Raw genomic sequence first — 23924 nt, forward strand, 5'->3', positions numbered from 1 at the left:
GGTTTGGGGGCACCTCCGGCTTCCTTCCCGGGGTCCTGGCCGGCACCCCGAAGTTTTATTGTGACTACGGCCGGCAGCACCGCGTCAAGGCGGGAAAGATGCCTTGACCCGGCGCCGCCGGCCGTGTTCTGGCTTCGGATCGGGGTTGCAGGGGGTCTGGGCGCTGTGTCCTATTCGGAAGGCGTGCTCAGCATTCGGGTTGCCAGTTCTGCGTAGGACTCTCCCAGGGCCTCTGGTGAGTCCTTTCCGTCCAGGCGGTACCAGCGGACCAAATCCACGCCCAGTGACAAGATCGCTCTTACCGATCGGTCGATGTCGGGGACGTCGAATGTTCCTTTCTTGGCTCCTTTCTCCACTGTTGTTCGCATCATCGTGGAGAAGCGCTGCCTCAGGTCCAGGATCTCCTGCAGGTGCTCCGGCTCCAGGGCCGCCAGTTCGTACTGGCACACCCTCGCCACCGTGTGGTGGCGGGCGTGCCATGTCACGTGGGCCGCCACCAAGCTTCGGATGTGGCGGCGTGGGTCTTCGTCGTCCGGTCGGGTCGTCAATGCCGCTAGCGCCTGCTCGTGACCCGTCCTCGCGATCTGGAACAGCACCGCCTCCTTCGAGGCGAAGTGCACGTACAGCGAGCCGGGGCTCAGGCCGACCGCCGCTGTGATGTCCCGGGTTGTCGTCGCGTGGAAACCCTTGCGGGCGAAGCACTGCACCGCCGACGACAACAACGCGCGGGCCACCGGGGACGGCTGCTCCGACCAGAACTCGTCCGGGACCGCCTCGGGGCCGAGCTTGGTCGCGAACTCCGTCGCCGGGTGGCGGCCGCCGCCTCGGCGGCGCTCTTTCTCCGGCATTGCCCGGCTCCCCTCCACTTGACACGTCCTCGTTCCGGAGTCATGGTAACTGGGCGCTCAGTCAGATCCACGGAACGTCGACGAAGACCCGAGGAGAGCCGCGATGGGAAAGACCGCGCCGTCCGTTGTGCTCGACGGCTTCTCCTACCTCGAATGTCCCCGGTGGCACGACGGCCGGCTGTGGGTTTCGGACTTCTACACCGAGCGGGTCGTCGCGATCGACGAGCGTGGTCGTAGCGAGGTCGTCGCCGAGGTGCCCGGGCAGCCTTCCGGGCTCGGGTTCCTGCCCGACGGGCGGCTGCTCGTCGTGTCGATGCGGGACCACCGGCTGCTCGTGCGCGACGAGTCCGGGCGGCTGGACCAGCACGCCGATCTGTCCGATGTGGTCTCCGGGGTGCTCAACGACATGGTCGTCGACGAGCGTGGCGGCGCCTGGGTGGGGAACTTCGGGTTCGACCTCATGGGCGGCGCGCCGCTGCGCTACACCACGCTCACCCGCGTCGACCCGGACGGCACCGTCTCCGTCGCCGCCGAGGACCTCGGGTTCCCCAACGGCATGGTGATCCTCCCCGGTGGGGTGCTGGTCGTCGCCGAGACCTTCGCCGGGCGGCTCACCGCCTTCGACATCGGCGAAACCGGCGAGCTGAGCGGACGGCGCGTGTGGGCGCAGTTCGGGGAAACTCCCCGGACCGAAGACGTCGGTGAGGCCGTCGCGGCCCTCGAAGTGGCGCCCGACGGCATCTGCGCCGACGCCGAGGGGGCGATCTGGGTGGCCGACGCCGTCCACAACCGGGTGCTCCGGGTCGGCGAAGGCGGCCGGATCCTCGACGAGATCGACGCCGGCACCGGCGTCTTCGCCTGCATGCTCGGCGGCGACGACGGACGGACGCTCTATCTCTGCGCCGCACCTTCCTTCGCCGAACACGAACGCCGTCCGGTCCGCGAAGCGCAGCTGCTCGCGGTCGACGTCGACGTCCCGCACGCCGGCCTGCCCTGAACCGAGTGGAATGGAGGGGTCTCGTGGAGGTCTCCTGCGCTTTTCCCACCGCACTGGAGTCCCCGGACCACATCGCCGTGGCCGAGGAGCTGGGCTACGCGCGGGCGTGGGTCTACGACACGCCGCAGCAGAGCCCCGACGTGTGGATGACCCTCGCGCTGGCCGCGGCGCGGACCGACCGGATCGGGCTCGGCCCCGGCGTGCTGGTGCCCAGCCTGCGGCACCCGATGGTCAACGCCGCGGCGACCGCCACCCTCGCCGCGCTGGCGCCCGGCCGCGTCGCGGTCTCCTTCGGCACCGGGTTCACCGGCCGCCGCGCCATGGGGTACCGGGCGATCACCTGGTCCTTCATGGAGTCCTACGTCCGGGCCTACCGCGGCCTCCTGCGCGGCGAGGTCGTCGAGTGGGAAGGGGCCCGGATGCGGATGCTGCACCCCGACGGCCACGCCCCCGCCCGGCCCGTCGACGTCCCCGTGCTGATCGGGGCACTGGGGCCGAAGGGACACCGGGTGGCCCGGGAGCTCGGCGACGGGCTGTACGTGACGCTGCAGCTGCCCGAGTTCGCGGCCGAGTACCCGTGGGTGCCGTACCTCGTCTGGGGAACGGTGCTCGACGACGGAGAAGCCACCGACACCGAGCACGCACGCCAGGCCGCCGGGCCCGGGTGGGCGCTGGCCTACCACGGCGCCTACGAGTTCGGCGGCCCCGCCGCGGTGCGCGAACTCCCGGGCGGCGCGGAATGGCTCGAAGTCGTGGAACGGACGCCGGCGCCGGAGCGGCACCTGGCCGTGCACCGCGGGCACTGCGTCGAGCTGGGGGAGGCCGACCAGGCGGCCTGGCAGGCCGGCGGCCACAAGATGCTGCGGGACGTGACCATGACCGGCACCCGCGAAGAGCTCCGGGACCGGCTGGCCGACGTCGCCGCCAAGGGCGTCACGGAGATCGTGTTCCAGCCGACCGGGCCCGACGTCCGGGGCGAGCTCGAGCGGTTCCTCTCGGCGGCGACTGGGTGAACTGTGGTGTGATCGGCACGTGAGCCGCGCCGGGGAGGAGACCAACCGCCGGATGCTGCGTGCCCGCGACACCATGGACCGGGACTACGCGAAGCCACTGGACGTGCCGGCCCTGGCGCGGGTCGCGCACGTCTCGGTGCCGCACTTCAGCCGGACCTTCCGCGCCACCTTCGGGGAAACGCCGCACCGCTACCTGCAACGCCGCCGGGTGGAGCGCGCGATGTTCCTGCTGCGCTCGGGCGAGCGGAGCGTCACCGACATCTGCCTGGAGGTCGGGTTCACCAGCCTCGGGACCTTCAGCCGGACGTTCCGGGACATCGTCGGCGAGTCGCCGACGGCCTACCGGCGCCGGGGCCCGCTGGCGGGCGTGCCGACCTGTTTCGCCATGGCGTGGCTGCGGCCGCGGGACTGACCGGACGATCGTTTCGGATAAGCTTCCCGGCACGCCCCTGCATTACCGTCGCCCCCATGCTCAACGCAATCACGATCTCGCAGATCTTCGTGCTCGACCAGGACGAGGCGCTCGACTTCTACGTCGGCAAGCTCGGCCTGGAGGTCCACACCGACGCCGACCTTGGCTTCATGCGGTGGCTGACGATCAACGTGCCCGGCCGGCCCGACCGGGAGATCCTGCTGGAGAAGCCCGGCCCGCCCCGGATGGACGAGGCGACCGCGGACCAGGTCCGGGACCTGCTGACGAAGGGGGCGATGGGCGGCTCGCTGTTCTTCGAAAGCGACGACTGCCGCAAGACCTACGAGACGCTGCTGGCCAAGGGCGTCGAGTTCACCGACGAGCCGACCGAGCGCCCGTACGGCATCGACTGCGGCCTGCGTGACCCGTTCGGCAACAGCATCCGGTTCAGCCAGCCGCTTTCCGGCTCCTGAAAAGCGCTCAGCGCAGCCACCGCAACGCCGCGTCGACGCAGTCCTCGGGGCTGCTGTTGAACGCGATGGCCGCGGCGGGCGCCTGCCGGCGGACCAGGTCGAGGATCCGCTCGAAGAGCTCGACCAGTGGCTCGTGGGTCCGGATGCCGCCGCCGATCACCACGCAGGCGTAGGCGTGGCCGGCCAACGCCGACGCGATGGCCTGTTCGGGGTGCTCGCCGGGGGAGACCAGGCAGTAGTCGGCCGCGATGCCGTGCTCGTCGAACCGGGCCCGGCCGCGGGCGATCGCGGCCTGGACCGGCTCCGGGTCCCAGCCTTCGAGCTTGGCGGGGTCGAGCCCGACGACCAGCACTCGTGTCACCGCCGGGACGATACGCGGCCGCGAGCATGGTTGCCGGACGCCGTGGCGTCCGGCAACCATGGGGCCATGTCCGATGGACCGCCCGTCCCGCCGCTGGCGGCGGAAGACCACACCTGCGCCGAATGCGGGCTCTCGTACCCCGCGCTCACGCTCGACGCCGCCCGCGCGATCATCGGGTCGCTGCCCGAAGCGGCGGACGCCGTGCTCGGCGCCGCGTCCCCGCGGGAGCTTCGCCGCCGGCCCGCGCCGGAGCGCTGGTCGGCGCTGGAGTACCTCTGCCACCTGCGCGACGTCTGCGTGACTTCCACGATCCGGGTGCACCGAGCCCGCACCGAGGACCGGCCCGTGCTCGATCCGATGCTGAACGACCTGCGTGCCCGCCGGTTCCGCTACAACGAGCGCTCCCTCGACGGGGTGCGCGCCGAGCTGGCGGCCTGTGCTGCCGGGCTCGGCGAAGAAATCGGGCGGCTGACCCCGGCCGACGGTGCACGTCTCGTGACGCGGCTGCCGGGCGAACACCGCACCGCCCGCTGGCTGGTCCGCCAGGCGGCCCACGAGGTCGTCCACCACCTCGCGGACATCGAGCACTGCCTGAGCGCGGATATCCGCGACGACCGTGAATGATTTACCGGTCAAATCCTCAAGTGGAATATTGTCCCGATGTCGGCGTCGTCGTCCCCGCGTTCAGCAGCAGATTCGCATGGTATAAGATCGCATTGTCACGCATTTCGCAGGTGACATCGAGGTTCACCAAACGTCCAATTTTTGTCAGTTGACCGGAATCGTCCGAGCTGGGTGACGCGGTTTCGGGAATGCCGTTCACTCGATCAGCGGTATGGCTGTGTGGTCAACTCCTCGAAGCTGTAGTTCGTGGGGGACCGGGGGGCTGGGGGAATCTCTGTGTCGTGAGACCGGGTGGCCCGGCTTTGCCCGTCCGTCCCGTTGCCGTGAATCGACAGCAAGGCGCGTTGGGGGAAAACGCAATGGCTACTGCCTTCGTCACCGATGAATTCCTGGCCGATGTCGGGGAACACGTGGATTTGCGCGTGGACCGCCGACAGTTGCTCAGAGCGCGAAACAACTTCCTGAACTTCGGTTTCGTCAAGGCGCCGTTCCTGGTGTCCCCCGAAACCAAACAGCAGGTCGCCGCCGAGGTCGAGCGCTTGATCACCGAGCACGGCGTGCGCCGTGACCTGGTCTTCGAGCAGACCGGCGACACCCCGCGGCGGATGCGGAACGTCCGCCAGCACGAAATCGCCCGGTACGGCGAAGTGGTGCCGACCGTTTACCGTTCGCCCGAACTCCGCGCCGCCCTCGGCGAAATCGCCGGCGAAGAAGTTCTCGAATGTCCGTATGAGCCCGAACAGTGCGTCATCACCGAATTGGTCAAGGACGGCGACACGCACGGCTGGCACTGGGACGACTACTCCTTCGCGCTGGTCTGGGTGATCGACTGCCCGCCGCTCGAGGACGGCGGCTTCGTGCAGTGCGTGCCACGGACGACGTGGAACAAGGCCGACCCGCAGCTGCACCGCCAGTTCGTGAACCAGCCCATCTACTCCCTCGAACTGACCCCGGGCGACCTCTACTTCATGCGCACCGACACGACCCTGCACCGCGTCTACCCCGTGCACAACGGGCGGCGGCTGATCATCAACATGGGCTACGCCGCGCGGCGTGACCTGCTCAAGGACATCGACCACGGAACCATGGACACGTTGTGGGAGGGCGGGCAGTGACGCCGTCGAAGATCGTTCTCGCGTACTCCGGGGGCCTGGACACCTCCGTCATCCTCGTCTGGCTGCAGGAGCAGTACGCCTGCCCGGTCGTCGCGTTCATCGCCAACCTCGGGCAAACCGAAGCGGAAGTCGCCGAGGCCACCGAAAAAGCGCACCGCTACGGCGCCTCCGAGGTGCACGTCGCCGACCTGCGTGACGAGTTCGCCCGCGACTACGCGTTCCCGATGGCCCGGGCCAACGCCGTGTACGAGGGCCAGTACCTGATGGGCTCGTCGATCGGCCGCCCGCTGATCGCGGCCCGCCAGGCCGCGCTCGCCCGCCGGCTCGGCGCGGACGCGGTGGCGCACGGCGCGACCGGCAAGGGCAACGACCAGATCCGGTTCGACCTCACCTACCGCGCGCTGGCGCCCGAGCTGGCCGTCATCGCGCCGTGGCGGCACTGGGACTTCAAGTCCCGGTCCGACCTGCTGGCCTACGCCGCGGCCAAGGCGATCACGGTCGCCGAAGCCGGGCCCAGCCGGCCGGTCTCGGTCGACTCGAACCTGCTGCACACCTCCTACGAGGGCGAGGTGCTGGAGGACCCGGCCATCCCGCCGCCGCCAGGGCTGCTGCAGCGCGTCCGCGACCCCGAGGACGCGCCGGGCACGCACGAGCTCGTCGAGATCGGGTTCGAGGAGGGCGACCCGGTTTCGGTCAACGGGCAGCGGCTCGCGCCCGGCGCGCTGATGGGCGTGCTCGGCGAAGTCGGCGCCCGGCACGGAATCGGCCGGCTCGACGTCGTCGAGAACCGGATCTTCGGGTTCCGGACCCGCAACATCTACGAAGCGCCCGCCGCGACCCTGCTGTGGCACGCCCACCGCGCGGTCGAGTCGCTCGTGCTCGACCCGGAAGTGGCGCAGCTCAAGGAGGAGTTCGTCCCGAAGTACGCGCGGCTGGTCTACCGCGGCCTGTGGTTCGCGCCGGAGCGCGAGATGCTGCAGGCGGCCATCGACCACAGCCAGCGCGAGGTCACCGGCACCGCGACGCTGCGGCTGTACCGCGGCGGCCTGCAGGTCGCCGGCCGCACCTCGCCGTTCAGCCGCTACGACGTGCGGCTCGCCACCTTCGAAGACGACCACGCCGCCTTCGACCAGGCGGACGCCGAAAGCTGGCTGCGGGTCACCGGCATCCGGCTGGCCCAGGGCAGCCGCGCCGGAGCGGACGTCGAACCCGGCGAGCTGGCCGCCGTCGAGGGGGTCTCGTGAGAACGGCGTTCCTCGGCTACGGCGAGATCGGCGCGACGGTCCTCGGGCCGCTGGCCGAAAAGCACGACGTGGGCGTCGTCATCACCCACGAGCCCGACTTCGGCGGGCTCGGCGAGGACCACGTCGTGCGGCTCACCGAGCGGCTCGGCCTGCCGACGTTGTTCGCCCGCAACGCCGGGGAAAGCCACGTGCTGGAGGCGTTGCGCGAAGCGGCGCCGGAGGTGCTGGTCTCCGCCAACTGGCGGACGACCGTGCCCGAGCTGACCCTCGAGATCCCCACCCGGTACCCGCTCAACGTGCACGACGCCCTGCTGCCGACGTACGCCGGGTTCGGCTCGGTCAACTGGGCCATCCGCAACGGCGAACGCGAGATCGGCCTGAGCGTGCACGTGATGGAACGCGAGCTGGACACCGGGCCGGTGCTGCACACCGTCGTCGTGCCCATCGAAGAGGACGACACGGCCGGCGATGTCTACGTCAAGCTCCTGCGGCAGTACCCCGGCGCGGTGCTCGACGCGCTCGACCTCGCCGAGCGCGGGGTCGAGCCGGTGGCCCAGCCCGGCACCGGCGCGACCTTCTACCACCGCATCACCGAGGCCGACACGCGGATCGACTGGACGCAGCCCACGACCCGGCTGGTCAACCTGGTCCGCGGCCAGAGCGACCCGTTCCGCAACGCGTGGTGCCTGCTCGACGGCGAGAAGCTCTACGTCAAGCGGGCCGTCCGGCCCGAGCGGTCCTACCGCGGCACGCCGGGCCGGGTCGTGAAGTACGCGCAGGACGGCGTCGCCGTCGTGTGCGGGCCCAGCTGGGCCGACGGGTCCGACGGGATCGTCCTGCTCGAGGTCCAGCGGGCCGGGCAGGAACCCGAACCGGCCACCCACGTGTTCAAACGGCTCGGCGTCCAGCTGCAGTGACGTCCGTGCCGCCGTACCACCCTTACGACCAGGTCGCCGGAGGAGCACCTTGCCCACCACGTTGAACCGCTCACTCGGGACGAGCGCGCTGGCCACCCACTACGTCACCTCGGTGATGGGCGTGGGTGTGCTGGTGATCCCGTCCCTCGCCTGGTCGGCCGCCGGGCCGCTGTCCCTGGTGGCCTGGGCGGTGCTGATCGTCTACAGCTACCCGTTCGCGCTGATCTTCGCCAAGCTGTCGATGCTGTTCCCGACGGCCAAGGGGGTCGCGGAGTTCGCCGACCGGGCGTTCGGCCCGCGGTTCGGCCGGATCACCGCGGTGTTCCTGCTGATCACCCTGCTGGTGGCCAACCCGGTGCTGGGGCTGGCTTCCGGCCGGTACCTGCTCGGCGCACTCGTCCCGGACGCGAGCAACCGGGCCTCGCTGCTGGTGGGCGGCGGGATCATCCTCGCCTGCATCGCGCTGAACCTGCTGGGGGTGAAGGTCAGCACGACGGTCCAGATGATCGTGCTCGGCACCGTGACGGTGCTGCTGGTCCTGGTGATCGCGCTGACCCTGCCGAAGGGGGACGTCTCGCGGCTCACGCCGATCGCGCCCGACGGCTGGCTTTCGCTCGGGACGGCGTTGCTGATCTGCTTCTTCGGGTTCATCGGCTGGGAAAACGCGGCTCCGGTCGCGGAAGAGGTCCGCGAACCGGCCCGCACCTTCCCGAAAGCCATCCTCTACGCGGTTTCCGGCGTCGGGCTCCTGTACTTCGGGATGGCGCTGGCGGTCGCGGTCTCGCTGCCGGCCGGGCTGGGCAGCGAGGAAGGGCTCACGGGGTTCGTTCAGCTGCTCACCATCGGCATCGGCCCGCAGATCGCCGGCACCGGCAAGATCGTCGCGGGCGTGCTCATGCTGCTGACCACCAACGCGTGGTGCCTCGGCACGTCCCGGGTGATCTTCGCGCTGGCGCGCGAGGGAATCCTGCCGGCGAAGCTGGCGCACGTCTCGCCGAAGTCGCGCGTGCCGGTGAACGCCGTGATGGCGCTCATCCCGGGGTACGGCGTCGCCGTGGCGTTGCTCGTGCTGACGGATTCGAACGAGTCGGCGCTGATCAAGGCGTCGTCGGCGGCGTTCCTGCTGGTGTTCCTCGTCGCGTTCGTCTCGGCGCTGCGGTTGATCCGCACCGGCGCGATCCGGTACGTGACCATGGGCGTCGTCGCCGTCACGGTCGTGATGCTGCCGTTCTTCGGGATGAGCGTGGCGTACGCGGGGATCATGCTCGTGGTGGCACTCGTCGCCGAGTTCGCGCTGCGCCGGCGCACCCGCCCGGTGGTCGCGGTGCCCGAGCCGATCCCCGAGGAGGACACCGGTGCCCGGTAAGGACGTGCTCGGGATGGCCGACCTCGGCGCCGACGGGATCGGCGCCGTGCTCGAGCTGGCCCGGCGGATGAAGGCCGGCGAGGACACCACCCGGTACCTGGCGGGCAAGAACGTGGGCCTGCTGTTCAACGTGCCCTCCACCCGCACGCGGGTGTCGTTCCAGGTGGCCGCGAGCCAGCTGGGCGCCGACAGCCACACCTACGGCGTGGAGGAGCTCCGGCTCGCCAACCGCGAAACCGTCGAGGACACCGCCGGCGTGCTGGCGCGCTACCTCGACGCGCTCGTCGTCCGCTGGTACGACATGGACGACTACGGCGGCGGCCACCGCCGGCTCGAGGCCATGGCCGCCGCCGCGGACATCCCGGTCGTCAACGCGCTCGACGACCTCGAACACCCGTGCCAGGTCCTCGGCGACCTGCTCACCCTGCGCGAGCTGCTCGGCCCGGACCTCGCGGGCCGCCGGGTCGTCTACACGTGGGCGTATTCGTCGCGGCAGAAGACGCCGGGCGTGCTGCACTCCTCGATGCTGGCGGGCGCGCTGCTGGGCCTGCGGTTCACGTTCGTCCACCCGGAACACTTCGGGCTGGACCGGCGGTTCACCGAAGAGGCCGCCCGGATCGCCGCCGGCACCGGGGCGGAGATCGTCTCGCGCACCGACCTCGAAGGCGCCGTGAGCGGCGCCGACGCCGTCTACGTCCAGAGCTGGAAGTCGTTCGAGCTCGCGGGGCAGGACGAGTGGCAGGCGCGGACGCGGCTGGCCGCGCGGTGGCGCGTCACCGAGGAGCTGATGGAACGCGCCGGGCCGGACGCGGTGTTCCTGGACTGCATGCCGAGCAACCGCGGCGAGGAGGTCGACGCCGACGTCAAGGACGGCCCGCGGTCGCGGATCTTCCAGCAGGCCGAAAACCGGCTGCACGTCCAGAAGGCGTTGCTGGCGCGGCTGCTTTCCGAGCGGGCCCGGGGCGAGGGATGACCACCGGGGACGTCCGCGGCCGGGTCGCGGTGGTCACCGGGGGCGGCGGCGGGATCGGCGCCGCGGTGTGCGAAGACCTGGCCGCCCAGGGCGCCCGGGTGGCGGTCGTCGACCGCGACGAGGACGCGGCCGCCGCCGTCGTCAAGCAGCTGCGCGACCAGGACGCCGAAGCCGAGGCGTTCGTGTGCCGCCTGGACGACTCCGCGGCGGTGACCCGGATGGCCGGCGAAGTCGTCGAACGCTTCGCCGGCCTCGACATCCTCTGCAACGTGGCCGGCAGCGTGCGGCGCGGCTCGGTGCTGGAGCTGTCCGACGACGACTGGCACGCCTGCCTCGCGGACAACCTCACGTCCGTGTTCCTGACCTGCCGGCTCGCCATCCCGCACATGACCCGCGCCGGCGGCGGGGCGATCGTGAACGTCGCCTCCGGGTGGGGGCTGCGCGGCGGCGCCGCGGCCGCGGCCTACTGCGCGGCCAAGGGCGGTGTGGTCCAGCTGACCCGGGCCATGGCCCTCGACCACGCACCGCTCGTCCGGGTGAACTGCGTTGCGCCCGGCGACGTCCGGACCCCGCTGCTCGAGGACGAGGCCCGGCAGGTCGGCGTCGGCTACCGCGAATTCCTGCGCGAGGCGGGCGACCGGCCGCTGCTGCGGGTCGGCACGCCGGCCGAAATCGCCGCGGTCATCGGGTTCCTCGCCGGACCGCGGTCGTCGTTCATGACCGGCGCGGTGGTCGCGGTGGACGGGGGCGGCACGGTATGAGCCCGTCCGTCACGCCATCGCGACGGCTTCGATCTCCACCAGCCAGTCGGCCTCGTAGAGGTCCACGACCACCACGGTCAAGGCGGGGCGGTGCGCCCCGAGCACGTCCTGGCGGACCCGGCGGTTCTCGTCGCGGTCGTCGCGATCACGCAGGAACGTGGTCACCTTGACCAGGTTCTCGGGCCGCATGTCGTTGCGCGCCAGCACATCCAGCACCCGGCCCCACGCGTTGCGGCACTGCCGGCCGAAGTCGGCGGGCGCCGAGCCGTCCGGGTCGGTCGGAATCTGCCCGCTGATGTAGAGCGTCCGGGCGGCACCCGTGACCGCGGCGCTCTCGGCGTAGGCGCCGTCCTCGGTCGGCAGGCAGTCGATGGTCGGGAGTTCGGCACTCACGAGCGTTCCCTTTCACACGGTGACAACGCGGTCAGCGTACGGCGCGGAACCCGGCTCACCCGAATCGGGCACGGGCAGGGAGAAAGGCGGCCAGAGTGAGCATCCAGGCGGAACCACGAGACGGCTTGCGGCGCACGATCGGCTTCTACGGGCTCACGTTCGTGTCACTCGGCTCGATCATCGGCTCGGGCTGGCTGCTGGGCGCGCTGAAGGCGGCGCAGGTCGCCGGCCCGGCGTCGCTGATCTCCTGGGTGCTCGCCGCGGGGATGCTGACGCTGCTCGCGCTCGTCCACGCCGAGCTCGGCGCGGCCTACCCGGTCGCCGGTGGCACCGCGCGGTTCCCCGCGTTCGCCTTCGGCGCGCTGACCGGGTTCACCGCCGGCTGGATGGGCTGGATCCAGGCGGTGGCGAGCGCGCCGATCGAGGTCGAGGCGAGCCTGACCTACCTCGACAACATCGATTGGGTGAAACGCCACCTCGACCTCCTGCACGCCGACGGGACGCTGACCGCGAGCGGGTTCGGCTGGGCCACGTTCCTGATGGCGGTGTTCACGGTGCTCAACGTCGCCGGCGTGCGGCTGGTTTCGGAGAGCAACACGTTCGTCGTGCTGCTGAAGACGGCCGTGCCGTTGCTGACGATCGCGGTGCTGCTGCCGCTGAGCTTCCGCCTGTCGAACTTCACCGCCGGCGGCGGGTTCGCGCCCTACGGCGCCCATGGCGTGTTCGCGGCGCTGCCGGTCGGCGTGGTGTTCGCGTTGCTGGGGTTCGAGCAGGCCATCCAGGTCGGCGGCGAGGCCCGGCACCCCCGGCGCGACATCGCGCGCGCGGTGATCACGGCGATGCTGGTGGGCGCGATCCTCTACACGCTGCTGGAGATCACGTTCATCGGCAGCGTCGCCCCGGCGAACCTGGCGACCGGCTGGAGCGACCCGATCCACGAAGGCGCGTTCGGTCCCTATGCGACACTCGCGGTCCTGGCCGGCGCGGGCTGGCTGGTCTACGTGCTCTACACCGACGCGGTGATCTCCCCGGCGGGCACGGGCCTGGTGTACACGGCGACGTCGGCCCGGCTGGCGTATGCCTTGGGCCGCAACGACATGCTGCCGCGGCAGCTGGGCAAGCTGAACCGCGCGGGCGTGCCGCTGTGGGCGGTCGGCCTGTCGTTCCTGGTGGGGGAGGCGGCGTTCCTGCCGTTCCCGAGCTGGCAGTCCCTGGTCAACGTGATGACCTCGGCGACGGCGATCATGTACGCGTTCGCCCCGGTGGCGTTGATGGCGCTGCGGAACCGCGACCCCGGGCGCCCGCGGCCGTACGCGCTCCCGATGCCGGGCCTCACCGCGAGGATCGCGTTCGTGTCGGCGAACCTGATCATCTACTGGTCGGGCTGCGACGTGATCGCGAAGCTGTTGCTGGTGATCACGGTGGGGCTGCCGCTGTTCCTGCTGACCCGCGCCCGGACACCGCAGGCCCGCCGTCCCGCGCTCGACGTCCGCGCGGCGCTGTGGATCCCGCCGTGGCTGCTCGGCCTGACGGCGATCGGCTACCTGGGCCGCTACGGCGAGGGCGCGACGAACCTCCTGCCGGAGTGGCTCGACCTGGCCGTGGTGGTGGCGTTCAGCTTGGCGGTGTTCACGGTGGCGACCCGCCTGGCCCGGCCGGCGAAGGAGGTCCAGGCGGCGGTGCTGACCGAGACCGCGGCCTGACGCCTCAGGAGACCGGTGGCTTCGGCTCGTCCGTGAACACAGCGTCGGTGAAGCCCGCGGCCAGCGCGCGCAGGGCCGCGTCCAGGTACACCGTCAGGTCGGCGTCGGCGCGGGCGGACCAGCGCTCGTAGGCCGCCCGGCAGACCGCCAGCACCGAGCGGCCCACCGCCAGCGGGTACAGCGAGTCGGCGGGCTGGCCCGTCCGCCGGCCGACGTACGCGCTGATCGCCCGCTCCCACGCGTCGTAGTGGACCACCGCGCTCGCGCCGAGCTCCGTGACCGTGTTGATCAGGTGCATGCGCATCCGCAGCTCCGGCACGTCCTCGGCCCGGTAGTGGTTGGCCGCCAGCACCGCTTCGCGCACCGCGTCGAGGACGGGAAGCTCGTCCGGGGCGTCGGCGAGCAGCTTCTGCAACGCCTGGACCTCGTTGTCGAACTCGTTCCACAGCACGTCGGACTTCGCGTCGTAGTACCGGAAGAACGTCCGGCGGCTGACCCCGGCGGCCGCGGCGATGTCGTCGACCGTCGTCCGGTGGAAGCCGCGCTCGCTGAACAGGCGCAGCGCCACGACTTCCAGCTCGCGGGCGCTGGTGCCCGGCGGCCGGCCGCGGCGGCCGGCCGAGGGGATCCGATCGGTCATGACCACCCGTTCCGCGTCTTGTTTCCGGCACGGCGTGCCGTTACTCTCGCCGATATTCGACACGCCGTGCCGAATACGCCACGTGTCAAAGGAGTCACGATGAGCGACGCAATTGTCGAGCCGTCCGATCGTACCGAGCCCGCCGCCGACGAAGCCGTGGTGGCCGAAGAACTGCTGGTCGAAGAGGTCTCGATCGACGGAATGTGCGGTGTCTACTGAGCCGGCGGCCGGCCCGTTCGACCTGGACGCCGCCTGGCGCCTGGACGACCGGGTCGCCGTCCGGCCCGAGCGGTTCGGTGCCCTGCTCTACCACTTCGGCACCCGCCGGCTGTCCTTCCTGAAGAGCCCGACGCTCCTCGCCGTCGTCCGCGGGCTGGCCGAACAGCCGGACGCACGGGCCGCCTGCGCCGAAGCCGGGGTCGGCGCCGCCGAACTGCCGCGGTACCGCGCGGCGCTGGCCGCCCTCGCCGGCTCGCACATGATTCAGCCGAGGAGGCCGTGATGTCCCTTGTGGACGAATTCCAGTACGGGCTCGACGCGCCCATCTGCCTGACCTGGGAACTGACCTACGCCTGCAACCTGTCCTGCGTGCACTGCCTGTCGTCCTCGGGACGGCGCGACCCGCGCGAGCTGTCCACTGTGGAGTGCCGGGCGCTGATCGACGAGTTCGAGCGCATGCAGGTCTTCTACGTCAACATCGGCGGCGGCGAACCGACCGTCCGCCCGGACTTCTGGGACCTGGTCGACTACGCCACCGAGCACCACGTCGGCGTCAAGTTCTCCACCAACGGCGTCAAGATCACCCCGGAGGTGGCACGCCGGCTGGCCGCCAGTGACTACGTCGACGTCCAGATCTCCCTGGACGGCGCCACCGCCGATGTCAACGACCACGTCCGCGGCCCCGGCTCCTACGCGACCGCGATCCGCGCCATGGCGCACCTTTCCGACGCTGGCTTCGAGAACTTCAAGATCTCCGTGGTGATCACGCGGCAGAACGCGGGCCAGCTCGACGCGTTCAAGGCCATCGCCGACCGCTACGGCGCCCAGCTGCGGCTGACCCGGCTGCGCCCGTCCGGCCGCGGCGCCGACGTCTGGGACGAGCTGCACCCCACCGCGGCGCAGCAGCGTTCGTTGTACGACTGGCTGGTGGCCCACGGCGAGCACGTCCTCACCGGCGACTCGTTCTTCCACCTCGCCGGCTACGGCGACGGCGGCCTGCCCGGCCTGAACCTCTGCGGCGCCGGGCGCGTCGTGTGCCTGGTCGACCCGGTCGGCGACGTCTACGCCTGCCCGTTCGCCATCCACGAGACCTTCCTGGCCGGCAACACCCGCTCGGAGGGCGGTTTCACCCGCGTGTGGCGGGAATCCGAGCTGTTCACGTCGCTGCGTTCGCCGCAGAGCGGGGGCGCGTGCGAGTCGTGTTCGGCGTTCGACGCCTGCCGCGGCGGCTGCATGGCCGCGAAGTTCTTCACCGGCCTGCCACTCGACGGCCCGGACCCGGAATGCGTGCGCGGGCACGGCGAACGCGCGCTCGCCGGCGTCACGAGCGTGCCGAAGCCGTCGCTGGATCACTCGCACCGGCGGCGGCCGGTCCCGGTCACCATCGGGATGCGGCGCCCGCCGGAGCGTTCGTGCGACGAAAGCCCGCTCGCCGGGTTCCGGACCTGATCGTGCGGCTCGCCGAGCTGGCCTGGCCGGACGTCGCCGAGCGCGCGGCGGCCGGGGCGGTGCTGGCGGTGCCGGTCGGCGCGACCGAGCAGCACGGGCCGCACCTGCCGCTGTCCACCGACACCGACATCGCCCTGGCGTTGTGCGACCGGCTCGCCGTCGTCCGCGACGTCCTCGTGGCGCCGCCGGTGCCCTACGGCTCCAGCGGCGAGCACGCGGGGTTCGCCGGCACGCTCTCGATCGGCCAGGCGGCGACCGAGCTGCTCCTGCTGGAGCTGGGCCGGTCGGCGGCGGAGACGTTCCCACGGCTGCTGTTCGTCTCCGCGCACGGCGGCAACGCGGGTCCGGTCGCGCGGGCCGTCGCGCGCTTGCGGGCGGAGGCACGGGACGTCGGGGTGTTCTCCCCGCGCTGGCCGGGCGACCCGCACGCCGGCCGGCCGGAAACCGCACTGCAGCTGGCTCTGCGGCCCGGCGGCGTGCGCATGGACCGGGCGGTTCCGGGCGATTCGCGTCCCCTCGGCGCGCTGCTCCCGGCCCTCCGGGAAGGTGGGGTGCGGGCGGTGACGCCGACCGGGGTGCTCGGCGACCCGACCACCGCGACGGCGTCGGAAGGACAGGCGTTGCTCGACACGCTCACCACGCAGCTGGTGTCCCATGTGGACGGCTGGCGATGAGGACCGCGCTCGTCACCGGCGCCGCCCGCGGGATCGGCGCCGCGACCGTCCTGCGGCTCGCGCGCGAGGGTTACGCCGTGCTGGCGGTGGACGTCGCCGCCGATGATCCCGCGTTGCCGTACGCGATGGGCAGTCACGCGGAGCTGACGGCGGTCGCGGCGCAGCCCGGCGTCGAGGCTTTCGTCGCCGACGTCCGCGACTTCGACGCGCTGGCCGCGGCCGTCGCCGAAGCGGAACGCCGGTGGGGCGGACTCGACGTCGCCGTCGCGGCCGCCGGAGTGATCGCCGGCGGGGTGCCGCTGTGGGAAGTCCCGCCGGAGCAGGAGCGGGCGGTGCTGGAGATCGACCTGTACGGCGTCGTGAACCTGGCGCGGGCCGCGGTGCCCGCGTTGCTGCGCCGGCCCGAGCCGCGGTCCGGGCGGTTCCTGGCGGTCGCGTCGGCCGCGGCCACTCGCGGGCTGCCGATGCTCGCCGCCTACTGCGCCGCGAAAGCCGGTGTCGCCGGGCTGATCCGCGCCCTCGGCGCCGAGCTGGGCGACTCCGGCGTGACGGCCAACGCGGTGAGCCCCGGTTCGACCGGCACGCCGATCCTTGCGGAGAGCGCCCGGCTCTACGACCTGCCCGAGGCGGCCGCGTTCGCCGGGCAGCAACCGGTGCGCCGGCTGCTCGACCCGGCCGAAGTCGCCGCGGTGCTCGCCTTCCTGGCCGGCCCGGACAGCGGCGCGATGACCGGCGCGGTCGTGCCGGTGGACGGGGGACTGGCGCTGTGAAGACGACTCCGCTGCCCGCCGGGTTCCGCATCGAAGTCGACCCCGGCACCCGCCGCCTTTCGGACGAGCTGTGGTTCGGCGGTTCCCCGGCACGCGTCCTGCGGCTCACCGCCGCCGGCCGGAAAGCCTGGCAGGACCTGGAAACCGGGCCGGTCAGCACGGCCGCCACGGGCGCGCTCGCCCGCCGGCTCACCGACACCGGGTTCGCGCACCCGATCCCGCCGGAGCCGGCCGACGAACCGGACGTCACGGTCGTGATCCCCGTCCACGACCGGACCGAGCTGCTCGAGCGCTGCCTCGAAGCGCTCGAGCGCCGGCACCCGGTCCTCGTCGTCGACGACGGCTCCCGAAACCCGGCGGCGGTGGCCGCGCTCGTCGCGAAGCACGGCGCGAAACTGGTGCGCCGCGAGGAAAACGGCGGCCCGGCCGCGGCCCGCAACTCCGCTTTGGACCACGTCGGCACCGAACTCGTCGCGTTCCTCGACAGCGACTGCGTGCCGACGCCGGGCTGGGTGGGCCGGCTCGCCACGCACTTCGCCGACCCGCTGCTCGCCGCGATCGCCCCGCGGGTGCGGGCACTGGCGCCGGACACGGCGGCCGGGCGGTACACCCGGGTGGCGGGCAGCCTCGACCTCGGCGACCGGCCCGCGCGGGTCGCGCCGGGCACGCGGACGTCGTACGTGCCGACGGCCGCGCTGGTCGCCCGCGCCGCCGCCGTGCGTGAGGTCGGCGCGTTCGACCCTTCGCTGCGCGTGGGCGAGGACGTCGACCTGGTCTGGCGGCTGAACGCCGCGGGGTTCCGGGTTCGTTACGCACCGGGCGTCGCCGTCGACCACCACGAACCTGCTTCGTGGCAAGGACTTCTCCGGCGCCGGGCGCGCTACGGCACGTCCGCCGCGCCGCTGTCGAAGCGGCACCCGGGCGCGCTGGCGCCGCTGGGGCTGCACCCGTGGCCGGCGCTCACCGTCTGCGCGCTGCTGGCCCGGCGCCCGCTGCTGGCCGCGGCGGCGTTCGGCGGATCCGTCGGCAGCATGGTCCGTTTGCTGCGTGCGCACGACGTTCCCACCGACGGCGTGGTGCGGGCGATGGCCGACGCCGTCGGGCAGACGTGGCTCGGCTGCGGCCGTTACGGCACGCAGTTCGCCGCGCCGCTGCTCGCGGCGCTGCTGGCTCGACGCGGTTGGCGCGCGGCGGCGGCGTCGCTGCTGCTCGGCCCGCCGCTGACCGCGTGGCTCAAGCGGCGCCCGGACCTGGATCCGGTCCGCTACACGGCGGCGGCGATCGCCGACGACCTCGCCTACGGCGCCGGCGTGTGGGCCGGCTGCCTGACCCACCGCACGTTCGAGCCGGTGCGGCCGGCACTCGTCCGGCGCCCGCTGCGCTTCGACCCGAAGGGAACACGATGAGCTGGTTCGAATCCGTCGCGGAGGCCCAGCGACGCGCGAAGAAGCGCCTGCCCGGATCGGTGTACTCCGCCTTGATCGCCGGCTCGGAAAAGGGCCTGACGCTGGCCGACAACCTCGGCGCGTTCGACGAACTCCGGTTCGCACCGCGCACCGCCGGGCACTACGGCGAGCGGGAGCTGAACACGCAGGTGCTCGGCCGGGACGTCGCGCTGCCGGTGCTGATCTCCCCGACGGGAGTGCAGGCCGTGCACCCCGACGGCGAGGTCGCGGTGGCTCGGGCGGCGGCCGCGCGTGGCACGTCGATGGGCCTGAGCTCGTTCGGCAGCAAGCCGATCGAGGAGGTCGTCGCGGCCAACCCGAACACGTACTTCCAGATCTACTGGACCGGAACCCGCGACGACATCCTCCGACGCCTGGAGCGCGCCCGAGCCGCCGGGGCGGTCGGGATCATCCTGACCCTGGACTGGTCGTTCTCGCACAGCCGCGACTGGGGCAGCCCGCACATCCCCGAACGCCTGACGTTCCGCGAGCTGCTGCGGTTCGCGCCGGAGGGTGTCACCCACCCGAGGTGGCTGCTGGACTACGTCCGCACCCGCCGTCTGCCGGACCTGGGCGTGCCGAACATGGCCTCGCCGGGCGAACCGTCGCCGACGTTCTTCGGCGCGTACGGCCAGTGGATGCAGACGCCACCGCCGTCGTGGGAGGACGTGGCGTGGTTGCGGTCGCAGTGGGACGGGCCGTTCCTGCTCAAGGGCGTCATCCGCGTCGACGAGGCCCGCCGCGCGGTGGAGGCGGGGGTAAGCGCGATCTCGGTGTCCAACCACGGCGGCAACAACCTCGACGGCACCCCGGCGACGATCCGCGCCCTCCCGGCGATCGCCTCGGCGGTGGGCTCCGAAGTGGAGGTCCTGCTGGACGGCGGCATCCGCCGTGGCAGTGACGTGGTGAAGGCGTTGGCACTGGGCGCGAAGGCGGTGTTGATCGGCCGCGCGTACTTGTGGGGGCTGGCGGCGGCCGGGCAGCCGGGGGTGGAGAACGTCCTGGACGTCCTGCGCAACGGCATCGATTCGACGTTGCTGGCGCTGGGCAAACGCAGCATCCACGACCTCACCCGGGGGGACGTGGTGGTTCCGAAGGGGTTCGAGGCGAAGCTCGGTGTGGCCGCCGAGGCGAAGGCTGGGTGGTAGGGCCAGGACGTTTGCGTTGCGTTTGCCCGGTCGTGTGCGACTCTCTCCGGAGAGGAGGGGTGAACGTGCGAAGCAGAGGCCTGCGACCGCCGAGCCAGCGAATCGTGGCGGCGGTGCTGCTCGGGCTGCTCGTCGTCGCCGCGGGGCTGGCCCTGCTCCAGAAATGGCAAGGTGCGGCCTGGTGGGTGGTCGGCGGCGGAGCCGCGCTCGCCACTCTCGCCGGTGGCGCCGGGCCGCTCTGGCAACGGTGGCGCGAGCAGCGGGCAGCCGGAATCGGCGTGGTCCGGCGCAGTGTGAGCGGTGCGGGTACCACCGTGGGCGAGCTGAGCCTGGCGGACTTGCGAGTCCACGCGGCCGTCGTGGACGTCCCCTACCTGCCGCGCCCGGCGAAAGAACGCGAAGTCGGCGAACACCTGCGCGCACGCCGTCCGGTGCTGATCGTGGGACCGTCCATGGTCGGCAAGACCCGGTTGGCCGCCGCCGTGGTCGCCCGCACCCTGCCGGACGAACCGCTTCTGCTGCCGGACACCCCCACGGCTTTGTCCGACCTCGACAAGGCGGACGTCATCCCCGACGGGCAGGTGATCTGGCTCGACGATCTGGATCGGTTCTTCGCCGGTGGGCTGAGTGCGGGACTGGTGCGACGACTGGGTGCGTCGAACTGGCTGGTGGCGACCTTGCGGGCGCACGAATGGGATCGCTTCCAGCCCACCGATCAGCTCCGGCCGCCGGAGTGGGACGTGCTGCGCCTGTTCGAGCTGGTGGTTCTCGATCGGAGCCGCGACCGTCCCGCCGACGACGATCTGCGCAGCGCGATACCGGACGACGACCTTCGCGAACGGATCACGAGGATCGGCATCGGGGAGTACGTCGCCGCCGCCCAACGGGTGCGCGAAAGACTCGACGTGCAGGACGACCCGCTCGGGTACGCCCTCGTCGCCGGCGCCGCGGACTGGTCGCTGGCGGGAGGCAGGCGGCCGGTGCCGCCGCACCTGTTGCCGCGTCTCGCCGCTGCCCGGTTGACCGGTCGAAGGACAGCCGGCCTGGATGACGACGAGAGGTATCGCGCGGCGTTCGAGTGGGCGACCCGGGAGATCAATCCGACGGTCTCGTTGCTGGAGCCCGACGACGGGGGCTACCGGGTTTACGACTACGCCCTCGAGCACCTCGCGACCGTGAACCGAACGATTCCCACCGCCACCTGGCAGCTCGCGGTCGAGGAAATGGCCGGCGACGAACTGGTCTCCGTCGGGTACCAGGCGTCGGTGCACCACAACCTGCCCGACATCGCCGAGCAGGCCTGGACGAAAGCGGCTGCGGGCGGCAACGTCCACGCACTGCACAATCTCGGCTGGCTGCACGAAGAGCAGGACGACCTCGCCGGAGCACGGCGGTGGTATCGACGGGCAGCCGAGGCCGGCTACACCACGTCGATGTGCAACCTGGGCCTGCTGCTCCAGAAAAAAGGCGAGTTCGACGCGGCCAGAAAGCTCTATCAGCAGGCCCTCGACGCCGGCTACACCAACGCGATGCGTTACCTGGGCGGCTTGTGTGAGGACCAAGGCGACGACGCCGGTGCCGGGCAGTGGTTCCGGCGAGGTGCCGACCTGGGCGACTCGCATGCCATGAACGAACTGGGCGTGCTGCACTACCGGCGCGGCGAGCCGACGGATGCCGAACACTGGTATCGGCGGGCCGTCGGTGCCGGCCACCTCGCGGCGATGAACAACCTCGGCGTGCTGCTCGAAGAACGCGGAGACCATGCCGGGGCCGAGCAGTGGTACCGGCAAGCGCTCGACTCCGGCGACGCCAGGGTGCAGCACAACCTCGGCTGGCTGCTGATCCAGCGCGACAGGCTGACCGAGGCCGAGCAATGGCTCCGGCAGGCCGCCGAGGCCGGTGACGCCGGTGCCATGCGCAACCTCGGCTGGCTCCTGCGTCAACGAGGAGACCAAGCCGAGGCCGAACACTGGGAGCACAAGGCCGACCTGTGAAGCACTACTCCCGCGCGTCGAGCACGACGCGGAACCGCGCTTCGCCGGACATCATGCGTTCGTAAGCCTTGGGCGCCTCCGACAGCGGCATGATCTCGTTGCGGCTCCGGACTCCCCGCTCGTGCGCCCACCGCAGACTGTCCTCGTTCTCGATGGCCGAACCGGTCAGCGCGCCGGTCACCGAACGCGTGCCGAAGATCAGGTCCGGGGTGCGGACCTCGATCGGGTCCGGGGCGGCTCCGACCACCAGCAGCTGTCCGCGGGTGGCGAGCCCGGCGACGAGCGGGGACATCGACGCGCCGCTCGAAGCCGTGGCGATGATCGCCGCCGCTCCGCCCAGGCGCGTCAGCTCGGCGCCCGGGTCCGTTGTCGTGCTGTCGATGTACTCGTCCGCGCCCAGCTCCGCCGCCAGCTCCGCTTTGCCGGCGCCGCGGGCGATCGCCGCCACGCGGTAGCCCAGTGTCTTGGCGTACTGGATGCCCAGGTGGCCGAGCCCGCCGATGCCCTGCACCGCCACCAGCGCGCCCGGCCGGGCGTCGGCGGTGAGCAGCGCGCGGTACACCGTGAGCCCCGCGCACAACAGCGGTGCGACGTCGAGGGGCTGTGCGCTGTCGGGGATGCGGACCAGACCGGTGGCGCGGGCGTACGCGACTTCGGCGTAGCCGCCGTCGGTCGTGGTGCCCGTCCAGGGCTGGTCGGTGCAGTTCACGAAGTCGCCGCGACGGCAGTTTTCGCACTGGCCGCAGTGGCCGTTGAGGTAGCCGACGCCGACGTGGTCGCCGACCGCCCACGCCGTCACGCCCGGACCGGCCGCGTCGACCACGCCGACGATCTCGTGGCCGGGCACGACCGGCGCCGACGCGTCGGCGCGCATTCCTTCCACGGCGAGCGTGTCGCTGTGGCAGACACCGCAGGCCTCGACGCGCAGCCGGACTTCGCCGGGCAGCGGGTCGCGGAGCTCGCGGTCGACCAGGGCGAACCGGCGCGTGCCGGTCACTTCGAACGCACGGTAGGACATCACTGGGCTCCCAAGGGGTTCACCTGGCGATCGAGATCGCGCAGGACGTGCAGGAAAGCTTCGGAAAAGGTCGGGAACGGCTGGACGACGTCGAGCAGCACGGCCAGCGCGACGCGGGCGCGGATGGCCAGCGTGGCCTGCTGAAGCCATTCGCCGGCCTCGGGCCCGGCCGCGTACGCGCCGGTCAGCCGTTCGCCGTCGGAGACGACGGTGAGGAAGCCGGGTCGCGTGTCGTACGCGCGGGTGTAGGTCGAGGTGCGCGGGACACCGGAGAGCTGGACCGTCGCGGTGAAAGCGCCTTCGGCGGCGCCGACCGCCGCGGCCTGCGGGTCGGTGAAGACCACCCGGGGGATGGCGTCGTAGTTCACGGAAGCGGGCCGGCCGAGGATGTTCGCGGCCACGACCCGGCCCTGGTACTCGCCGACGTGGGTCAGGTTCCACTGCCCGGTGACGTCGCCGACGGCCCACAGTCCGTCGCCGGCCGCCATGCGCTCGTCGACCGGGATGCCGTGCGGATCCGCCTCGATGCCCACGGTTTCCAGGCCGATGCCCTCGACCCGCGGCCGCCGTCCGGTGGCGACCAGCAGCCGTTCGGCACGCAGCCGTCTGCCGTCGGGTAGGTCGAGCACGTACTCGTCGCCGTCGAGCCGGGCCGCGGTCGCGTGCTGCCCGAGGTGCAGCGCGACGCCGTCGGCGCGCAGTGCTTCTCCGACGGCCTCGCCGAGTGCCCGTGGTTCGCGCGGGAGGACGTGGCCGGCGCCGTCGACGAGGGCGACCTCGGCGCCGAGCCGGGTGAACGCCTGGGCCAGCTCGACCCCGGTCGGCCCGGCCCCGAGCACGAGCAGCCGGCGGGGGATCTCCCGGGCGCCGGTCGCTTCCCGGTTGGTCCACAGCCCGGGCAGCTCGCGCAGGCCGGGTACGGGCGGGATGACGGGTGCGGAGCCGGTCGCGACGACGATGTGCTCGGCGGTGTACTCCTTCCCGCCGACGGCGACGGTGTGCGGTCCGGCGAGCCGGCCCTCGCCCCGCAGCACCTCGATGCCGGTGTCGCGGGCCCATTTCTCGGCGCCCGCGTCGTCGTAGGACGAGACCATGAAGTCGCGCCACGCCAGCGCGGCGGCGGCGTCGGGCCGGCCGGTGACCGCCTCGCGGGCACCCGGGACGTCGCGGGCGGCGGCCAGCGCTTCGCCGGGCCGCAGCAGGGTCTTCGACGGGATGCACGCCCAGTAGGAGCATTCGCCGCCGAGCAGCTCCCGTTCGACGACGGCGACCCGCCGGCCACCCGCGGCGATCGCGGCCGCGGTGTGTTCGCCCGGCGCGCCACCGCCGAGGACGATGGCGTCGAAATCGCGGTGAGCCATGATTCC

The 23924-nt window shown here is 71.9% G+C and carries 27 protein-coding genes; 20 read left to right on the forward strand and 7 right to left on the reverse strand.

Features of this window, described 5'->3' with window-relative positions; all coding sequences use genetic code 11:
- Positions 1-170: 170 nt before the first annotated feature.
- Positions 171-848: a TetR/AcrR family transcriptional regulator gene (locus tag M8542_RS08465; RefSeq protein ID WP_257919469.1), complete on the reverse strand. Its 678-nt coding sequence runs from the start codon at positions 846-848 to the stop codon at positions 171-173.
- Positions 849-951: 103 nt separating this feature from the next.
- On the opposite strand from M8542_RS08465, the gene M8542_RS08470 reads away from it, so the two are divergent.
- Genes M8542_RS08470 through M8542_RS08485 form a run of 4 tightly spaced genes read left to right on the forward strand, consistent with a single transcriptional unit; the run spans position 952 to position 3743 of the window.
- Positions 952-1845: an SMP-30/gluconolactonase/LRE family protein gene (locus tag M8542_RS08470; protein WP_257919470.1), complete on the forward strand. Its 894-nt coding sequence runs from the start codon at positions 952-954 to the stop codon at positions 1843-1845.
- Positions 1846-1868: 23 nt separating this feature from the next.
- Entirely contained in the window at positions 1869-2858 is a 990-nt protein-coding gene (locus M8542_RS08475; protein WP_257919471.1) for an LLM class flavin-dependent oxidoreductase, read from the forward strand.
- A gap of 52 nt (positions 2859-2910) precedes the next feature.
- The gene (locus M8542_RS08480; protein ID WP_257919727.1) at positions 2911-3270 is read left to right on the forward strand and encodes a helix-turn-helix domain-containing protein; all 360 of its coding nucleotides are present in this window, start codon (positions 2911-2913) and stop codon (positions 3268-3270) included.
- A gap of 56 nt (positions 3271-3326) precedes the next feature.
- Positions 3327-3743 (forward strand): VOC family protein, encoded by a 417-nt coding sequence (locus M8542_RS08485; RefSeq protein WP_257919472.1) that lies wholly within the window; start codon positions 3327-3329, stop codon positions 3741-3743.
- 7 nt (positions 3744-3750) lie between these two features.
- Here M8542_RS08485 and M8542_RS08490 read toward each other — a convergent pair whose 3' ends face one another.
- Positions 3751-4104: a hypothetical protein gene (locus M8542_RS08490; RefSeq protein WP_257919473.1), complete on the reverse strand. Its 354-nt coding sequence runs from the start codon at positions 4102-4104 to the stop codon at positions 3751-3753.
- Between the two features lie 66 nt (positions 4105-4170).
- Here M8542_RS08490 and M8542_RS08495 point away from each other — a divergent pair, with 66 nt between their 5' ends.
- A complete protein-coding gene (locus M8542_RS08495; RefSeq protein WP_257919474.1) occupies positions 4171-4728 on the forward strand; it encodes a DinB family protein in 558 nt (185 codons plus the stop codon).
- Between the two features lie 16 nt (positions 4729-4744).
- Here the strand turns inward: M8542_RS08495 and M8542_RS08500 are convergent, their stop codons facing one another.
- A complete protein-coding gene (locus M8542_RS08500; protein WP_257919475.1) occupies positions 4745-4927 on the reverse strand; it encodes a hypothetical protein in 183 nt (60 codons plus the stop codon).
- A gap of 238 nt (positions 4928-5165) precedes the next feature.
- On the opposite strand from M8542_RS08500, the gene M8542_RS08505 reads away from it, so the two are divergent.
- Genes M8542_RS08505 through M8542_RS08530 form a run of 6 tightly spaced genes read left to right on the forward strand, consistent with a single transcriptional unit; the run spans position 5166 to position 11104 of the window.
- On the forward strand, positions 5166-5843 hold the full coding sequence (locus M8542_RS08505) for a HalD/BesD family halogenase (protein WP_257919476.1): 678 nt from the start codon (positions 5166-5168) through the stop codon (positions 5841-5843).
- On the forward strand, positions 5840-7087 hold the full coding sequence (locus M8542_RS08510; RefSeq protein ID WP_257919477.1) for an argininosuccinate synthase: 1248 nt from the start codon (positions 5840-5842) through the stop codon (positions 7085-7087). The genes M8542_RS08505 and M8542_RS08510 overlap by 4 nt, the downstream gene beginning before the upstream one ends.
- Entirely contained in the window at positions 7084-8004 is a 921-nt protein-coding gene (locus M8542_RS08515; protein ID WP_257919478.1) for a methionyl-tRNA formyltransferase, read from the forward strand. Before M8542_RS08510 ends, M8542_RS08515 begins: the two co-directional genes overlap by 4 nt.
- 49 nt (positions 8005-8053) lie before the next feature.
- Positions 8054-9370 carry an APC family permease gene (locus M8542_RS08520; protein ID WP_257919479.1) on the forward strand — a complete coding sequence of 439 codons (1317 nt, stop codon included), beginning with the start codon at positions 8054-8056 and terminating at the stop codon, positions 9368-9370.
- Positions 9360-10343 carry an ornithine carbamoyltransferase gene (locus M8542_RS50295; RefSeq protein WP_257919480.1) on the forward strand — a complete coding sequence of 328 codons (984 nt, stop codon included), beginning with the start codon at positions 9360-9362 and terminating at the stop codon, positions 10341-10343. Before M8542_RS08520 ends, M8542_RS50295 begins: the two co-directional genes overlap by 11 nt.
- A complete protein-coding gene (locus M8542_RS08530; RefSeq protein ID WP_257919481.1) occupies positions 10340-11104 on the forward strand; it encodes an SDR family NAD(P)-dependent oxidoreductase in 765 nt (254 codons plus the stop codon). The genes M8542_RS50295 and M8542_RS08530 overlap by 4 nt, the downstream gene beginning before the upstream one ends.
- 9 nt (positions 11105-11113) lie before the next feature.
- On the opposite strand, the gene M8542_RS08535 is transcribed toward M8542_RS08530, so the two are convergent.
- The gene (locus M8542_RS08535; RefSeq protein ID WP_257919482.1) at positions 11114-11497 is read right to left on the reverse strand and encodes a RidA family protein; all 384 of its coding nucleotides are present in this window, start codon (positions 11495-11497) and stop codon (positions 11114-11116) included.
- Between the two features lie 95 nt (positions 11498-11592).
- Between M8542_RS08535 and M8542_RS08540 the strand changes: the two genes are divergently transcribed.
- On the forward strand, positions 11593-13200 hold the full coding sequence (locus tag M8542_RS08540) for an APC family permease (RefSeq protein ID WP_257919483.1): 1608 nt from the start codon (positions 11593-11595) through the stop codon (positions 13198-13200).
- A gap of 4 nt (positions 13201-13204) precedes the next feature.
- On the opposite strand, the gene mftR is transcribed toward M8542_RS08540, so the two are convergent.
- The gene (mftR, locus tag M8542_RS08545) at positions 13205-13840 is read right to left on the reverse strand and encodes a mycofactocin system transcriptional regulator MftR (protein WP_257919484.1); all 636 of its coding nucleotides are present in this window, start codon (positions 13838-13840) and stop codon (positions 13205-13207) included.
- Positions 13841-13939: 99 nt separating this feature from the next.
- On the opposite strand from mftR, the gene mftA reads away from it, so the two are divergent.
- The 8 genes from mftA (at position 13940) to M8542_RS08585 (ending at position 21539) form a co-directional block, all read left to right on the forward strand.
- On the forward strand, positions 13940-14059 hold the full coding sequence (gene mftA / locus M8542_RS08550) for a mycofactocin precursor MftA (protein ID WP_257919485.1): 120 nt from the start codon (positions 13940-13942) through the stop codon (positions 14057-14059).
- A complete protein-coding gene (gene mftB, locus M8542_RS08555; RefSeq protein ID WP_257919486.1) occupies positions 14049-14342 on the forward strand; it encodes a mycofactocin biosynthesis chaperone MftB in 294 nt (97 codons plus the stop codon). The genes mftA and mftB overlap by 11 nt, the downstream gene beginning before the upstream one ends.
- Positions 14342-15508 (forward strand): mycofactocin radical SAM maturase, encoded by a 1167-nt coding sequence (gene mftC / locus M8542_RS08560; RefSeq protein WP_257919487.1) that lies wholly within the window; start codon positions 14342-14344, stop codon positions 15506-15508. Before mftB ends, mftC begins: the two co-directional genes overlap by 1 nt.
- The gene (gene mftE / locus M8542_RS08565; protein WP_443641021.1) at positions 15472-16182 is read left to right on the forward strand and encodes a mycofactocin biosynthesis peptidyl-dipeptidase MftE; all 711 of its coding nucleotides are present in this window, start codon (positions 15472-15474) and stop codon (positions 16180-16182) included. The genes mftC and mftE overlap by 37 nt, the downstream gene beginning before the upstream one ends.
- Complete coding sequence (locus M8542_RS08570) at positions 16179-16952, forward strand: mycofactocin-coupled SDR family oxidoreductase (protein ID WP_257919488.1); 774 nt, start codon at positions 16179-16181, stop codon at positions 16950-16952. Before mftE ends, M8542_RS08570 begins: the two co-directional genes overlap by 4 nt.
- A complete protein-coding gene (gene mftF / locus M8542_RS08575; protein ID WP_257919489.1) occupies positions 16949-18358 on the forward strand; it encodes a mycofactocin biosynthesis glycosyltransferase MftF in 1410 nt (469 codons plus the stop codon). The genes M8542_RS08570 and mftF overlap by 4 nt, the downstream gene beginning before the upstream one ends.
- Positions 18355-19545: a pre-mycofactocin synthase MftD gene (gene mftD / locus M8542_RS08580; protein WP_257919490.1), complete on the forward strand. Its 1191-nt coding sequence runs from the start codon at positions 18355-18357 to the stop codon at positions 19543-19545. Before mftF ends, mftD begins: the two co-directional genes overlap by 4 nt.
- 113 nt (positions 19546-19658) lie before the next feature.
- Positions 19659-21539: a tetratricopeptide repeat protein gene (locus M8542_RS08585; protein ID WP_257919491.1), complete on the forward strand. Its 1881-nt coding sequence runs from the start codon at positions 19659-19661 to the stop codon at positions 21537-21539.
- A 4-nt stretch (positions 21540-21543) separates the two neighbouring features.
- Here the strand turns inward: M8542_RS08585 and M8542_RS08590 are convergent, their stop codons facing one another.
- Both M8542_RS08590 and M8542_RS08595 read right to left on the reverse strand, forming a co-directional pair.
- Entirely contained in the window at positions 21544-22557 is a 1014-nt protein-coding gene (locus tag M8542_RS08590) for an alcohol dehydrogenase catalytic domain-containing protein (RefSeq protein ID WP_257919492.1), read from the reverse strand.
- On the reverse strand, positions 22557-23918 hold the full coding sequence (locus M8542_RS08595; protein WP_257919493.1) for a dihydrolipoyl dehydrogenase family protein: 1362 nt from the start codon (positions 23916-23918) through the stop codon (positions 22557-22559). Before M8542_RS08595 ends, M8542_RS08590 begins: the two co-directional genes overlap by 1 nt.
- Positions 23919-23924 lie beyond the last annotated feature (6 nt).

This window comes from Amycolatopsis iheyensis (assembly GCF_024703995.1).
GTDB lineage: Bacteria > Actinomycetota > Actinomycetes > Mycobacteriales > Pseudonocardiaceae > Amycolatopsis > Amycolatopsis iheyensis.

Coding starts and splice junctions, on each gene's coding strand:
- M8542_RS08595 (WP_257919493.1), bottom strand. CDS start 23,918: ATGGCTCACCGCGATTTCGACGCCATCGTCCTCGGCGGTGGCGCGCCG.
- M8542_RS08530 (WP_257919481.1), top strand. CDS start 10,340: ATGACCACCGGGGACGTCCGCGGCCGGGTCGCGGTGGTCACCGGGGGC.
- M8542_RS08590 (WP_257919492.1), bottom strand. CDS start 22,557: ATGTCCTACCGTGCGTTCGAAGTGACCGGCACGCGCCGGTTCGCCCTG.
- M8542_RS08495 (WP_257919474.1), top strand. CDS start 4,171: ATGTCCGATGGACCGCCCGTCCCGCCGCTGGCGGCGGAAGACCACACC.
- mftD (WP_257919490.1), top strand. CDS start 18,355: ATGAGCTGGTTCGAATCCGTCGCGGAGGCCCAGCGACGCGCGAAGAAG.
- M8542_RS08470 (WP_257919470.1), top strand. CDS start 952: ATGGGAAAGACCGCGCCGTCCGTTGTGCTCGACGGCTTCTCCTACCTC.
- mftC (WP_257919487.1), top strand. CDS start 14,342: ATGTCCCTTGTGGACGAATTCCAGTACGGGCTCGACGCGCCCATCTGC.
- mftA (WP_257919485.1), top strand. CDS start 13,940: ATGAGCGACGCAATTGTCGAGCCGTCCGATCGTACCGAGCCCGCCGCC.
- M8542_RS08465 (WP_257919469.1), bottom strand. CDS start 848: ATGCCGGAGAAAGAGCGCCGCCGAGGCGGCGGCCGCCACCCGGCGACG.
- mftR (WP_257919484.1), bottom strand. CDS start 13,840: ATGACCGATCGGATCCCCTCGGCCGGCCGCCGCGGCCGGCCGCCGGGC.
- M8542_RS08570 (WP_257919488.1), top strand. CDS start 16,179: ATGAGGACCGCGCTCGTCACCGGCGCCGCCCGCGGGATCGGCGCCGCG.
- M8542_RS08480 (WP_257919727.1), top strand. CDS start 2,911: ATGCTGCGTGCCCGCGACACCATGGACCGGGACTACGCGAAGCCACTG.
- M8542_RS08485 (WP_257919472.1), top strand. CDS start 3,327: ATGCTCAACGCAATCACGATCTCGCAGATCTTCGTGCTCGACCAGGAC.